16 protein-coding genes are annotated in these 13,422 nt (G+C 62.6%); 5 read left to right on the plus strand and 11 right to left on the minus strand.

Going from position 1 to position 13,422, the window contains the following annotated elements; all coding sequences use genetic code 11:
- Nucleotides 1–57 precede the first annotated feature (57 nt).
- Nucleotides 58–1,221 carry a tRNA 2-thiouridine(34) synthase MnmA gene (gene mnmA, locus I5L03_RS01995; protein WP_197920027.1) on the plus strand — a complete coding sequence of 388 codons (1,164 nt, stop codon included), beginning with the start codon at nucleotides 58–60 and terminating at the stop codon, nucleotides 1,219–1,221.
- Between the two features lie 3 nt (nucleotides 1,222–1,224).
- On the opposite strand, the gene I5L03_RS02000 is transcribed toward mnmA, so the two are convergent.
- Nucleotides 1,225–1,572 carry a hypothetical protein gene (locus tag I5L03_RS02000; RefSeq protein ID WP_197920028.1) on the minus strand — a complete coding sequence of 116 codons (348 nt, stop codon included), beginning with the start codon at nucleotides 1,570–1,572 and terminating at the stop codon, nucleotides 1,225–1,227.
- 32 nt (nucleotides 1,573–1,604) lie between these two features.
- Between I5L03_RS02000 and I5L03_RS02005 the strand changes: the two genes are divergently transcribed.
- On the plus strand, nucleotides 1,605–2,762 hold the full coding sequence (locus I5L03_RS02005; protein WP_197920029.1) for a serine hydrolase domain-containing protein: 1,158 nt from the start codon (nucleotides 1,605–1,607) through the stop codon (nucleotides 2,760–2,762).
- Here the strand turns inward: I5L03_RS02005 and I5L03_RS02010 are convergent.
- The 3 genes from I5L03_RS02010 to pdxH form a co-directional block, all read right to left on the minus strand.
- Nucleotides 2,747–3,559: a PhzF family phenazine biosynthesis protein gene (locus I5L03_RS02010; RefSeq protein WP_197920030.1), complete on the minus strand. Its 813-nt coding sequence runs from the start codon at nucleotides 3,557–3,559 to the stop codon at nucleotides 2,747–2,749. The two genes, I5L03_RS02005 and I5L03_RS02010, sit on opposite strands and share 16 nt — an antisense overlap.
- The gene (locus I5L03_RS02015; RefSeq protein WP_197920031.1) at nucleotides 3,556–4,491 is read right to left on the minus strand and encodes a cation diffusion facilitator family transporter; all 936 of its coding nucleotides are present in this window, start codon (nucleotides 4,489–4,491) and stop codon (nucleotides 3,556–3,558) included. Before I5L03_RS02015 ends, I5L03_RS02010 begins: the two co-directional genes overlap by 4 nt.
- 94 nt (nucleotides 4,492–4,585) lie before the next feature.
- On the minus strand, nucleotides 4,586–5,188 hold the full coding sequence (pdxH, locus tag I5L03_RS02020; protein WP_197920032.1) for a pyridoxamine 5'-phosphate oxidase: 603 nt from the start codon (nucleotides 5,186–5,188) through the stop codon (nucleotides 4,586–4,588).
- A 189-nt stretch (nucleotides 5,189–5,377) separates the two neighbouring features.
- Between pdxH and I5L03_RS02025 the strand changes: the two genes are divergently transcribed.
- From I5L03_RS02025 to fabI, 3 genes are read left to right on the plus strand one after another with little or no spacing between them, the layout of a single operon-like run.
- Nucleotides 5,378–6,355, plus strand: a complete 978-nt coding sequence (locus tag I5L03_RS02025; protein WP_197920033.1) for a DnaJ C-terminal domain-containing protein — start codon at nucleotides 5,378–5,380, stop codon at nucleotides 6,353–6,355.
- 48 nt (nucleotides 6,356–6,403) lie between these two features.
- Complete coding sequence (locus tag I5L03_RS02030; protein WP_197920034.1) at nucleotides 6,404–7,435, plus strand: YihY/virulence factor BrkB family protein; 1,032 nt, start codon at nucleotides 6,404–6,406, stop codon at nucleotides 7,433–7,435.
- On the plus strand, nucleotides 7,432–8,235 hold the full coding sequence (fabI, locus tag I5L03_RS02035) for an enoyl-ACP reductase FabI (RefSeq protein ID WP_197920035.1): 804 nt from the start codon (nucleotides 7,432–7,434) through the stop codon (nucleotides 8,233–8,235). Before I5L03_RS02030 ends, fabI begins: the two co-directional genes overlap by 4 nt.
- Nucleotides 8,236–8,238: 3 nt before the next feature.
- Here the strand turns inward: fabI and I5L03_RS02040 are convergent, their stop codons facing one another.
- From I5L03_RS02040 to I5L03_RS02070, 7 genes are all read right to left on the minus strand, one after another.
- Entirely contained in the window at nucleotides 8,239–8,916 is a 678-nt protein-coding gene (locus tag I5L03_RS02040) for a hypothetical protein (protein ID WP_197920036.1), read from the minus strand.
- Nucleotides 8,917–9,002: 86 nt separating this feature from the next.
- Nucleotides 9,003–9,527 carry a demethoxyubiquinone hydroxylase family protein gene (locus I5L03_RS02045; protein ID WP_197920037.1) on the minus strand — a complete coding sequence of 175 codons (525 nt, stop codon included), beginning with the start codon at nucleotides 9,525–9,527 and terminating at the stop codon, nucleotides 9,003–9,005.
- Complete coding sequence (locus tag I5L03_RS02050; protein WP_197920038.1) at nucleotides 9,524–9,982, minus strand: disulfide bond formation protein B; 459 nt, start codon at nucleotides 9,980–9,982, stop codon at nucleotides 9,524–9,526. Before I5L03_RS02050 ends, I5L03_RS02045 begins: the two co-directional genes overlap by 4 nt.
- Nucleotides 9,983–9,994: 12 nt before the next feature.
- Nucleotides 9,995–11,335: a S41 family peptidase gene (locus I5L03_RS02055; RefSeq protein WP_197920039.1), complete on the minus strand. Its 1,341-nt coding sequence runs from the start codon at nucleotides 11,333–11,335 to the stop codon at nucleotides 9,995–9,997.
- 84 nt (nucleotides 11,336–11,419) lie between these two features.
- Entirely contained in the window at nucleotides 11,420–12,664 is a 1,245-nt protein-coding gene (locus tag I5L03_RS02060; RefSeq protein ID WP_197920040.1) for a murein hydrolase activator EnvC family protein, read from the minus strand.
- Between the two features lie 5 nt (nucleotides 12,665–12,669).
- Nucleotides 12,670–13,092, minus strand: coding sequence for a 23S rRNA (pseudouridine(1915)-N(3))-methyltransferase RlmH (locus I5L03_RS02065; RefSeq protein ID WP_197920041.1), 423 nt, complete (start codon nucleotides 13,090–13,092; stop codon nucleotides 12,670–12,672).
- Nucleotides 13,093–13,416 (minus strand): hypothetical protein, encoded by a 324-nt coding sequence (locus I5L03_RS02070; RefSeq protein WP_197920042.1) that lies wholly within the window; start codon nucleotides 13,414–13,416, stop codon nucleotides 13,093–13,095.
- Nucleotides 13,417–13,422 lie beyond the last annotated feature (6 nt).

Consider the following 13,422-nt stretch of genomic DNA (forward strand, 5'->3'; position numbering starts at 1 on the left):
ATGTTACATCCAGCGCGGGGTTTTGCAGACCGCCGCTTGAGTGTATGGGCTGCGCCCATGACCGAGGCTCTCACCGATATTGCAAGCTTGCCGGAAAGCGTTAACGCCGAAGCGCTGTTCGACCTGCCCCGCCCGGCATCCCAATGCCGCATCGTCGTAGCGATGTCTGGCGGTGTCGACTCGTCGGTAGTGGCTGCGCTAGCCGCGCAGACCGGTGCCGAGGTTATCGGCATTACGCTGCAGCTCTACGATTACGGCGCTGCAACGGGGCGCAAGGGCGCGTGCTGTGCAGGCGACGATATTCGCGATGCGCGGCAAGTGGCCGACAGGCTGGGCATCGCGCATTACGTCTTCGATCATGAAAGCGCCTTTCGCGAAGACGTGGTCGAGACTTTCGCCGACGAATATCTCGCCGGGCGCACGCCCATCCCCTGCATCCGCTGCAATATGGGGCCGAAATTCACCGACCTCTTCCGCATGGCGCGAGAGCTGGGTGCGGATTGCCTTGCCACCGGGCATTATGTGCGCCGCGTAGAGGCAGAGCATGGCGTGGAACTGCACCGCGCGCTCGATCCGGCGCGCGATCAGTCCTATTTCCTTTACGCGACGACGGAGGAGCAGCTCGATTACCTGCGCTTCCCGCTAGGCGGCCTGCCCAAGTCGCAAGTGCGCGAGATTGCCGAAAGCTTTGGCCTTGTCGTCGCCGCAAAGCCGGACAGCCAGGATATCTGCTTCGTGCCCGATGGCGACTATGCCAAGATCGTCAAAAAGATGCGCCCCGAAGGCGCGCGTGACGGTGCAATCGTGCATGCGGAGACCGGGGAAGAGCTGGGGCGTCATCCCGGCATTATCCACTATACCGTCGGTCAACGGCGCGGATTGGAAATCGGCGGTCAGCCGGAGCCTCTGTATGTCGTGGGTCTCGATCCGGAAAAGGCGGAGGTCCGCGTGGGGCCCAAGCGTCTGCTAGCCGTTGTCGCTGCGGAAGTCATCGAAACCAATCGCATCGGGCCGGTGCCGGACGTGCCGCTGACCGCGAAGGTGCGCTCGCTCGCGAAGCCTGTGCCTGTGACGCTGGAGGGGGCGATCGGTGATGGCGAGACGGTGTCGATCCGCTTCGCCCAGCCCGAATTCGGTGTCGCGCCGGGGCAGGCAGCTGTCATCTATGCAGGGGAACGCGTTGTGGGTGGCGGCTGGATCGAGGCCACGCAACCCGCCTGATTCTTAGCGCGAGTAAGCTTCCAGCACGCAGCCATACCCTTCGCGGTAGCTCGCTTCTTCGCTCGCGATCAGCGGGATCGACGCAGAGACGCTTTGTGCATCGGCATCTTCGCTGAGCCAGATCGGCCACATTTCGGGCGTCAGGTCGGCATAGCAACTATCGATATCGCGCCCAGCAATATAGACGCAGCCGCAACCGTGCTTGGCTGCGTAGCTTGTGCCGACATCGCTGAAGCCTGCGATGGCTTCACCGAAGAAGAACGTGATCAGGAACACGGCAACGACCATAAAGCCGGTAGCGCGCAAGAGAATGGAGAAGAGGCTTGTCTTGGCCTGTTTTCCGGTTGCCATTTGCAAGTTCCTGCAGGAAAGGATGCGTCCCGATGACGCGTCGCACCTCCCCTAGCCGCCAACAGCGCCGCTCGCCAAGAGCTGTGATGGCGCTCGGCATGATTGCCGCGCTGCTGGGCGCCTGTGCGCAGGACGGACCTCCGCCCATTCCGCCGCTTCCCGAAGAAGCACTGAATGCCGTGGTAGTCGAGCCGGGAGTATCGCAGGAGCAGCTGGCGCGGGCGGTAGATGACGTGTTCACTGCAGAGGGTGTGGGCGAGACGCGTGCGCTGATCGTCATGCACGAGGGCGAGATCGTTGCCGAGCGATACGCTGCCGGGATCGATCCGGAAGCGCCTCAGATCGGTTGGTCCATGTCCAAAAGTGTGACCGGGCTCATCATCGGCTCGCTCGTTGCAGACGGGCGTTTGCGGCTCGATGATCCGGCGCCTGTATCTTCCTGGCAGCGCACTGGCGATCCGCGCAGCGATATCACTTTGCGCCAGCTGCTGCAGATGCGCTCCGGCCTTCGGCATGAAGAAGCCGCAGCACCGCTCTACACCTCGCCGGAAGTGCGCATGATGTATCTCGAAGGGCGCGGCGACATGGCGGCATGGGCGGAAGCGCAGCCGCTTGAAGATGAGCCGGGTTCGACTTTCCAGTATTCGACCCCCACCAGCATGATCCTTGCCGACATCGCCACCGATTTGCTTGCGCCCGATGAGGATGCCGAAGACCGGCAGCAGGCCATGGCGGATTATGTTGCCGCCCGCATCGCCGGGCCGATCGGCGTGCCATCGCTCGTCGGCGAGTATGACGCGAGCGGTACGCTGCTGGGCGGCAGCAATTTTTGGGCGACCCCGCGCGATTGGGCGAAGCTTGGTGAATTCATGCGCACAGGCGGGGTTGCAGGCGGCGTGCAAGTCGTCCCGCGGCGTTGGATCGACTTCATGCGCACGCCCAGTCCGGCATCGGATGATTACGGCGCGCAATTGTGGCTCAACCGCGCGACCGAGGCGGACCGCAATGTCCTGTTTGCAGAGCAGGGCCCGGATACAGCCTTCGCCATGGTCGGCAGACTCGGCCAATATGTGATAGTCTCGCCGGATCAGCGGCTGACCGTGGTGCGCATGGGAATGACGCAAGGCGAGGAGCGACCTGCGCTGGTTGAGGAATTGGCCGATATCTTCGCGCTCTATCCGGTCAGGTAGAAGGTCCCCTCCACCACAGTCACACAGCCGCCCGTCAGGATCGCGCGGTCTCCGTCGAGGCGGCAGATTGCGTGCCCGCCGCGTTCGCTCGCTTGAAAGGCAGTGAAGCTTTCCACTCCCAGCCGCTTACACCAGAAGGGTGTGAGGACGGCATGAGCGCTGCCGGTGAAGGGATCTTCATCGACTCCGCCGCCAGGCACGAAGTTGCGGGTGATCACATCGGTCTCCTCGCCGGGAGCGGTACAGATGAACTGGTGATCGCCCAGCTTTGCCAAAGCGCGAAGATCCGGATCGAGCGCGCGGATCTGTTCGGCATGGTCGAACAGGAAGATGTTGTATCGGCCCGGATTGCGCCACACCTCGCGCGGCTGGGTGCCGAGCAGCGCAACCGCGTCGTCGAACGCCTCCTGCTCGGTCGGGATCGCAGGGAGCGCCAGTTCGTACCGGTCGCCAGCGCGGCGCACTTCCAGAATACCGGCTTTGCGAGTCGAAAAGGTCACTCGCCCCTTTGCCTCATTGCCAGACAGGACTGCATGGCCCGAAGCCAGCGTCGCATGGCCGCACAGCGCGACTTCGAGGGTAGGCGTGAACCAGCGCAGCTTGTAATCCGCCTCGCCGGTTGGCGTGGGAATCAGGAAGGCGGTTTCGGCGAACATGTTCTCCGCCGCGACCGTGCGCATCACGTCATCACTCGGCCAAGCATCGACAATGACTACTGCGGCCTGGTTGCCGCCATACGCCTCTTCCGCGAATGCATCGACATGCCAATAGGGAATCGCTTTGGTGGTGGTGCTCATTCTGGCTCCTTCAACTTCTTGAACTCGTCTGCCTCGACAAGCGTATTGCCCGGCTCATCCACATGGCCTTCCGGGTCGATATGGATCAGGATCTCGGTGTTGGGGAAAGCCTCGCACAAGTCCGTCTCCACACGCTCGATCACATCATGCGCCTCGGCCACGGTCATGTCTGCAGGCAGATCGACGTGGAACTGCGCGAAGTCATGCGTGCCGCTGGTGCGGGTGCGCAGATCGTGCATCTTGGCGAGCTCGGGGTGGCGGGCAGCGCGCTCGACAAAGGCGCGGCGCTGCTCTTCGGGCCATTCATGATCCATCAGGTGATCGATCGCCTCGCTCGACGCCTGCCACGCGTTCCACAGAAGCCAGGCCGCAATGCCGAGGCCGAACAGCGGGTCGGCTTTGGTGAAGCCCATATACTGGTCGAGCACCAGCGCCGCGATCACCGCGAGGTTGAGCAGCAGGTCCGACTGGTAATGCACGCTGTCGGTCGAAATTGCGATGGAGTTGGTGCGCATCACCACATGTCGCTGCCACGCCACCAGCGCGAGCGTTGCAACGATAGCGATCACCGATACGCCGATGCCTGCCTCTGCCGCCTTCGTTTCTCCGCCCTCGATCAGGTGCAGCACTGCGCGGAAGCTAAGCGCGCTGGCGGACAGGACGATGAGGATCACCTGGAACATGGCCGCGAGCGATTCAGCCTTGCCGTGTCCAAACCGGTGGTTGGCATCGGCAGGCTGCGCGGCGACGATGACTGCGACCAGCACCGCAAGGCTCGCCACAAAGTCAAGCGCCGTATCGGCGAGCGAGCCGAGCATGGCGGTGGAGCTCGTTTGCCACACCGCCCAGATCTTGAGCGCGCCCAGCAGCAGCGCCACTGCGATAGAGGCCAAGGCTGCGCTTTTGGTGAGGGCGGCGCGGGTATCGTTCATGCGCGACTCCCCGTTCGTCCTGAGCCTGTCGAAGGACGTAGCCGCTCGCGCCCTTCGACAGGCTCAGGACGAACGGAGGTTGGGATGCCTGTCTTCACGGATAGAGCAAGCTGCTGGTCCAGCCGCCACCATCAGAGATGAACCGCCGCCGCTCGTGCAGGCGGTTCGGGCGGTCGGTCCAGAACTCGATAGCGCGGGGCTGGCAGCGAAAGCCTGTCCAATGCGGCGGGCGAGGCACCTCGCCTGCGTCTTCGTAGCGCTCGCGCAGCAGCTCCACCTGATCGAGATAGACCTGCCGATCGGGCAGCGGAGAGGACTGGTCACTCGCCGCGCTGCCGACCTGGCTTTTGAACGGGCGCGAGTGGAAGTAGGCATCCGCCTCCGCACTGCTCACTTCCTCGAGCGGGCCTTCGATGCGGATCTGGCGGCGCAGGCTCTTCCAGTGAAACAGCAGCGCGGCCTGCATATTGGCGCGGATTTCACCGCCTTTGCGGCTCTTTGCATTGGTGTAAAACACGAAACCGCGTTCATCATGGCCTTTGAGCAGCACCATGCGAGCGGACGGGCAACCTTGCGGCGTCGCCGTGGCGAGGCACATCGCATTGGGATCGTTGGGCTCGCAATCCTGTGCCTCGGCGAACCAGTCATCGAAGATGGCCAGCGGGTTTTCGGTCGGGATGGTGTCGGTTTCAACCATGGTTTCTCGCAAGGGTGTGACAGGTGTGACAGTGTTCATGAGCAAAAATGCAAGGCAGCGAAAACCGGTCCGAAAAGCGTAAGTCATTAAAGGCGATTGGCGCGGTCATGCGAAGGGACCTAAACCGCCCGCAAGCCGTAGGAAAGGCATGTCTTGCCGAATCCTCGCGCCTTACCTAACTAATACACCATGAGCGATCCCTACACTCTTCTCGGTGTCAGCCGTTCCGCGAGCGAGGCGGAGATCAAGTCTGCCTATCGCAAGCTTGCAAAAGAGCTGCATCCGGACCGGAACAAGGACAAGCCCGACGCGTCCGAGCGTTTTTCCAAGGTCACGCAGGCGTATGATCTGCTGTCCGACAAGGAAAAGCGCGGCCAGTTCGATCGCGGCGAGATCGATGCTGACGGCAATCCCGCCATGCCTTTCGGCATGAATGGCGGCTTTGGCGGCGCGCGGCCCGGCGGCGGTTTTGGTGGAAGCGGCCCTGGCGGCGCACAATATTCGGCGCGCGACTTTCAGGGCTTCGGCACCGAGGATGTCGACATAGGCGATCTGTTTGAGGGGTTGTTTGGCCGTGGAGGTGGTCCACGCGGCGGGACAGGTCCCGGCGCAGGTGGCTTTCGATCCCCTCCGCCACCGCCCCCGCGCAAAGGCGCGGACATTCGCTATACGCTGACGGTCCCATTCATTGACGCTGCCGCCCGCACCAAGCAACGCATCACGCTTGCGGATGGCAAGACGATCGACCTCTCGCTTCCCGCAGGCGTGGAAGACGGCACGCAGATGCGTCTCAAGGGCAAGGGTCAGTCCGGCCCAGGCGGCAATGGCGATGGCATTGTGACGATCAAAGTCCAGTCGCATGCCCATTTCTGGCGCGAAGGCGATGATGTCCGGCTCGACCTGCCCATTACGCTTTCCGAAGCGGTGAATGGCGCGAAGATCAAAGTACCCACAGTCGATGGCGCGGTGATGATGACGATTGCGCCCGGATCGAGTTCGGGCAAAGTCCTGCGCCTCAAAGGCAAAGGCTGGAGCACCAAAGGCGGTGGGCGCGGCGACCAGCTCGTTACCCTCGAGATCGTGTTGCCGGAGGACCTTTCCGGCCTGCAGGAGGAGCTTGGCGACTGGACGGACGACAGCAATCCGCGCAGCGAGATGGGCGGCTAAACCTTTGCCAGTGCTCGACACTCGGCTTGACGCTGTTAAAAGGCCGGAGTGAGCGGTCTTGCCGACATCGAAGAAGAGACGCTGCCCGAGGACAGGGAGCTGGAGACCGCTACGCCCGAGGCGCGGCGCAAGGCAGCGCTCGAACGAAAGCAGGATCCCGATGCGGAAACGGCGGAGAATCCGTGGGGCCGAGCATGGGTCATCACCAAGCGGGTGGCCATCGGTTGTTTCAATGACGGGCTGATTCATGCCGGCAACCTTGCCTATATGTCGGTGTTGGCGATCTTTCCCTTCTTCATCCTTGGCGCAGCAGTGCTTTCGGTTGTGGGCGAGGACTACGAACGCACCGCCGCGATCGACACGCTGGCGCTGGCCCTGCCGCCGATGGTCGCCAATGTGATCGAGCCTGTGGCCCGCAATGTCGTGCAGATGCGCAGCGGGTGGCTGTTATGGGGCGGCGCGCTGGTGGCGCTGTGGACCGTGGGCAGCCTGGTGGAGACGATACGCGACATTTTGCGACGCGCCTACGGAACGCGCGCGACCAAGGCCTTCTGGACCTATCGCCTGTTTTCCTCCGGAATCATACTTGGCGCGGTGTTCCTGCTCGTCTTGTCGCTGTTCGCGCAGATCATGCTGGGCGCAGCGCAGGAATTCATCGATGCTTACCTGCCGCAATTGAGCAACGCGCTGGGCACGCTGGAAATATCGCGCATCATTCCCGCTATCGGCCTCTATTTGTCGCTATTCCTGCTGTTCATCTCGCTCACGCCCGAACAATATCGCACACGGCGCTACCCAAAGTGGCCGGGAGCCCTGCTGGTTACAGTGTGGTGGATTTCGGTCACCGTGGCGCTTCCGCCTGTGCTGCGCAGCCTGTTTGCCTATAATCTCACCTACGGATCGCTCGCCGGTTTCATGATCGCGCTTTTCTTTTTCTGGCTGGTGGGCTTAGGGATGGTTGCAGGGGCGGAACTGAACGCGGCACTTGCCGAAACGCCCGAGGAAGAACGCAACCGCATCGGTGGACCCGCCAATGATGAGGCGGCAACCGCTGCTGGTAAGGAGGACGAAACGCAATGAGTGGACTGATGGCTGGCAAGAAGGGCCTCATCATGGGGCTCGCCAATGACAAGTCGCTGGCATGGGGCATTGCGAAGAAGCTGCACGAGCAGGGCGCTGAAATGGCCTTTTCCTACCAAGGCGAAGCGCTGAAAAAGCGCGTCGGCCCGTTGGCCGAGCAGGTCGGCAGCGATTTTCTGATCGAATGCGATGTGGCCGATATGGCGAATATGGACGCCGCCTTCGCCGAGATTGAAAAGCGCTGGGGCAAGCTTGATTTCCTCGTCCATGCCATCGGCTTTTCTGACAAAAGCGAGCTGCGCGGCAAATATGTCGACACCAGCCTCGATAATTTCCTGATGACGATGAATATTTCGGCCTACTCACTCGTCGCCGCTGCCAAGCGCGCTGCTCCGCTGATGAGTGAAGGCGGCTCCATCGTCACGCTCACCTATTACGGCGCGGAAAAGGTGATCCCGCATTATAATGTGATGGGCGTTGCCAAGGCCGCGCTGGAAACCAGCGTGCAATATCTCGCCAATGATCTGGGGCCAGACAACATTCGGGTCAACGCGATCAGCGCGGGGCCGATCAAGACCCTGGCGGCAAGCGGGATCGGCGATTTCCGCTATATCCTGAAATGGAACGAGCTGAACGCGCCGCTGCGCCGCAATGTCACGATCGAGGATGTGGGCGGCGCGGGCCTTTACCTGTGTTCGGACCTGTCATCGGGCGTGACGGGGGAAACCCATCACGTGGATGCGGGCTATCACGTCGTTGGCATGAAGCAGGAAGACGCGCCCGATATCGCGCTAGGCTAATCCTTAGAGCGCGCCGGGTTCTGCGGGCGGCGGTGTCGCATCGAGCGGCACCTGCTCTTCATCATCGTCGAATTCGGGTGCGGGCAGATCGCGCGGCGGCATGCGATCGGGATCGACGATGTCGGCAGGCGGCGCGTCGGGATCGACCACTTCATCGCCAACTGGCTGGGCCTGCGCACGGCGGCGGCGCTCCAGTTCGGCGTCTTCCAGCTCTTCCACGCGCTCCTGATAGATCGCCGCATCTTCATCGATGGTGGAAAGGCGCTCTTCACGCGCGGCTGCGATCAGTTCGCCCATGCGCACTTCGCGGCCTGCGGCACGCTCGGCATAGGCCTGCTCGATCATCTGCATGGTGCAACCATGCGCCGCGCCCGAACCAACGGGCGTGCATGAAAGCGGGCCGAATGCGCCGACGACTTCGAGACTTTCGAAGCGATTGTTCCAGCTTTCGTTCTGCGGCGAGTCGCTATTGCGTAGCTGCGGCGGGATGCGATAGCGCTCCGATTCATTCATGCGCGCGCACACGGTGATCGTGTTTTCGTCCGATTCGGGGCACTCGTCATCGCCATAGACGATGATCTGGTTCACCCGGTCTCCGGCCTCATCCTGCGCAGCAGCAGGCGCGGCGGAAAAAGATATGGCAATGGCCGAAGCGGCGGACAGGGCGAGAAGGCGAGTCATGATAATCCCTCGGGTCACAAGTGTTTCGCGCATAGAGCGCTTCATCCCTTGAACGGGCGATGAAGCCATTTGTGTCGCGATTTTTATCAGATTTTCTCGGAAATGCGGATAGCCGCCTTGCAGCCGAGACGAATGACAGCGTGAAGCAGCGGATACCCCGGCGTTTCTTCCGCCCCGTGTGCAATCGCCGCATCGCGGTGCTCGCGCTCGTCTTCGCGGAAGCGGTGGATCATATCGGCAAGCTCAGGGTCATCGCCATCTGCTTCCAACTCATCGAGCTGGCGGGAATAATGAAGGTCTATTTCTTCCTCGACCGCCGCTGTGCAGGCCATCGCCGCCTTGGGGCCGAGCAGTGCTGTGCCTGCACCCAGCGCATAGCCTGCGACATTCCAGAACGGCTGGAGGAGCGTCGGGCGAACCCCGCGCTTGGCGATCAGCGCATCGAATTCCGCGCGGTGGCCGGCTTCCTGCTCTGCCATGGCGCGGATTTCGGCTGAATGCGGGCCGCGTTCCCCCATCACGGCAAGCTGACCGGCATAGATGCGCGTGGCGCCGAACTCGCCCGCCTGATCGACGCGGATCATTTCCGAACGGTCTTTTGTGGCGGTCATACGCGTTTCTCCTTCGCTATCAGCAACACCCATATGGTGATGGCGCTGCCGATGGAAAGAAGCGCATTCCACCCTGCGAGGGAAATACCGAGGAAAGACCATGGCGCGATATCGCAGCGAATGACATCGAGCGACATGGCATCACCCGTCGTCGCGCAACCTGTGATTCCGCGCCACCAGCCGTACTCGACCCCGGCATGAAAGGCTCCGATCAGGCCCGAAGCGAGAATGGCGAGCGCCGCAAGGGCGATCCAAAGCTTTTTTGGCGGGGCAGCGAAAGACAGCAGTGCAAGACCCACGGCAGCGAAATGTGGATAGCGCTGCCACCAGCACATTTCGCACGGAAACAGGTCGAACCCGTATTGCGAAATATACGCGCCCGCGAGCAGCGCAGCAGGAACAGCCAGCGCAAGCCGCTGGGCCAGGCGATCAGACGCGTCTGTGAGGTTGGTCATGGTATCGGAGGCTTAGCGCTCGCGGGAGGCCAGGGAAATACCGGTCGTGCGGCGCAGGGTGCGCACGGCATAGTCGAGCTGGAAGTCGTCCACGCCCTGCGCTTCCAATTCCTCGGCGGTCAGCTGGAAGCGTGGATCGTCGATCCGGTCACGCTCGAGGCCTTCGTCCTCAACCCCGATCTCATTGATCAGATGACCGCGCAAATCGCTTTCGCGCAGGGCAAGGCGCTGGCGGCGTTCGGCATCGGGATCGGAAAGCTGCGGCACGCGAATATCGGGCTCGATCCCGCCTTCCTGCACGCTGCGGCCCGAAGGCGTGTAATAGCGCGCGGTAGTTAACTTGAGCGCTGTGTCGCGCGTCAGCGGAAGCAGCGTCTGCACGCTACCTTTGCCGAAGCTGCGTTCACCCATCACCAGCGCGCGGCGATGATCCTGCAGCGCGCCTGCAACGATTTCGGATGCCGAGGCGGAGCCTTCATCGATCAAAACGATGATTGGCAGACCTTCTGCCACATCGCCGCGATAGACCGTCTCTGCCTCGTAAAACACACTGTCGCGCCGGGTGCGGCCGCGTTGCGACACGATCTGACCGTCGGTCAGGAACAGGTCGGACAGTGCGACAGCTTCATCGAGCGAACCGCCCGGATTGCGGCGCATGTCGAGCACAAGGCCGGCAAGGCCGCCCGGCGCCTGCCGCTGCAGACTTTCCAGCGCGCCTCGCACATCCGCGCCCACATCGGCAGAGAATTCGTTCACGCTGATATGGCCGATGTCATCGCCGATCAGCTCCCACGTCACCGGCTCCAGCTCGATCACGCCGCGCGTCACCGTCACTTCGAAGCTGTCGGCACGGCCGGGACGGAAAATCGTCACTTCGACATCAGAACCGGCAGGTCCGCGCATTTGTGCAACGGCTTCGTCGACTTCGAGGCCGTAGATCAGTTCGCCATCGATATGGGTAATGTAATCGCCCGCCGCGATCCCGGCGCGCTCGGCAGGGCTGCCGCGGAACGGCGAAATGACTTTCACCGCGCCATCTTCCATCTGGATGGTGATGCCGAGACCCTGGTAATTGCCGTCAATCATCGTGGTCAGCCGCTCCATCGCGGCGCCATCGATATAGGCGCTGTGCGGATCGAGCGATGCCAGCATGCCGTCGATAGCGCCCCGGATCAGGACTTCATCCTCGACCGGCTCCACATAGCTTGCCTTGATCCGCTGGTACGTCGCGAAAAGACGCGCAAATTCCGGCGAAGCGCGGCCTTCAACCTGCGCGATGGCGGCAGTGGTGACGGGCATCAGCGCGACAGCGGTGCACAGGGCAGCGGCACGGATGGCGGGGGCAAACTTCATAGTACGGTATTCCTAGACGGGTTGAGTCCCATTGCCCCGGGTTTATCGCACAGCGGCGCTTAACGCCAGATGAGGAAGTAGAGCTCAGGATACGAACGTAATTGGATTTACAGGCTCACCATTGCGCCTGAGTTCCAGTGTCACGCTGGGCCTGTCTGGCCCGGCGACGCCTAAGGGCGCTCCGCCGACTACGTCCTGCCCGACGCGCACATCGCTGCGGGCGAGGCCAGTGATGAGGCTGGTCCAGCCGCCGCGGTGTTCGATGATAACGATCTGGCCGTACCCGCGGTAAGGGCCTGCAAAAGCGATCCGCCCGTTGGCTGGCGCAACGACTTGCGCGCCAGCAATGGGGCCGAGCGTCAGCCCCTGGCTCAGCCCTGCCTCCTGCGGCGCGCCGAAGCCGGTAAGGGTGCGCCCGGCAACGGGCAGGATGTAGGGTGACGGCGGCGCATCTGCCGCGCCAGCTGAAGCGCTCGCTGAGGGAATACTGCCAGACGCGGCGCCGGACGCGTCGGTAACCCTTGCAGACGCTGGCGATGCAGGGCGCAATTGCGGTCCGGGCAGCGCGGCAAGCCTTTCCCGCAAGGCGGCAGCGCGATCGAGCCGATCCACCAAGCCGTCGAGATCCCGCGCCTCTTCCGCCAGTGCGAGTGCACGTTCGGCTTCGCGATCTGCCGCGCTGTCGGCAGCGCGCGCGGCGAGGCGTTCGCGGCTTTCAATTTCTGCGAGTTCGTCGCGCCGCTCGGCTAGCGCCGCTTCATCTGCGGACAGCGCTTCGGCGGCGGCGGCTGCTTCACGACTTAATTCGGCGGAGCGGGCGATCTGCGTGCGCAATCCTTCGGTGCTCTGCTGCACCTGCGGCACAGCATTGTGCAGCATGGCGCGAAGGTGGACGACATCGGACACATCGCCTGGGCGAAGCACGGAAAAGGCGACCGGGCGGCGCGAGAATTGCTGGAGCGCGGCGGTGAGGCGCACGATCGGGCGCTGCTCACGGCCCAATTCTTCACGCAGATCGTCGCGTTCGCGCACGATCATCGTCATGCGAGCGCGGGCGGCGGCTATTCCGGCTTCGGCCTGCTGGATGCGCGCGGCAATCGCCGCAGCCTCGCGAGCGGCGCGTTCGGCGGCATCTTCGGCCTCGGCAGCTTCTGCTTCCAGCCGTTCACTGCGCGCTTCGGCAGCGCGGCGTTCCTGCAGCGCTTCGGCGAGCGCGGCGCGGGTATCGTCGGGATCATCGAGAGCGGGCGCACGCTGGCCCACGGCGGCGACTGCGCAGAGCAGCGCCGATCCGCCCAGCAGGAATAGTCTGTGATTGAGCCACGCCATGGGCGCTATCCTGCCCGATGATAGGGATGGCCTGCAAGGATGCTTGTCGCGCGAAATAGCTGCTCCATCAGCATGGCCCGGGCGAGAAGATGCGGCCAGGTTGCCTTGCCATATGAAAGCAGAAGATCCGCCTCTGCGCGCTCGGCAGCAGAATGACCATCGGCGGCGCCCAGCACGAAGCGGCATTCGCGCATGCCATCATCGCGCCAGCGTTCGAGAATGGCGGCGAGCTCCTCGGAGCCAAGGTTTTTGCCTTTTTCGTCGAGCAGGACGGTTTTAAAAGGGGCCGATGGTTTGGGGATTTTCCCGCCTGTTTCAGGCAGTTCCGTAAGCTTGAGCGGCCACTGGATGCGTTTGGCATAGCGATCGACGAGTTCACCTTCGGGAGAGCGAGCGATCTTACCGCGTGCGATCACATGTAATAGCATTCAGTCCTCTCCCTGCCAGACCCATGCATGCTCAATTGAGGCATCGCATTTGGAGCAACCATTTTTGGCAGGGAAAATCACGAACATGCGATCGAAGAAGCGATGGCGACATTTGCCGCAATGCACCGTCTTGTAAGCGCGCTTTGCCAGCCAGAACTGCACGCCCATGGCCACCAGCAAAAGTATGAAACCGAAGGTGAAAAGAGGCTCTCGCGAAAGGCGAAACGGCCCGTTGATCGCGCTGTAGACCACCAATGCAGCGAACAGACCCCAAGATGCCCACATGGCGCGGTTGGCCATCCGATATCGCGACTGTGCGCTCACAAAAAC

This window comes from Aurantiacibacter sediminis (assembly GCF_016019885.1).
In the GTDB taxonomy this organism is placed as follows: Bacteria; Pseudomonadota; Alphaproteobacteria; order Sphingomonadales; family Sphingomonadaceae; genus Alteraurantiacibacter; species Alteraurantiacibacter sediminis.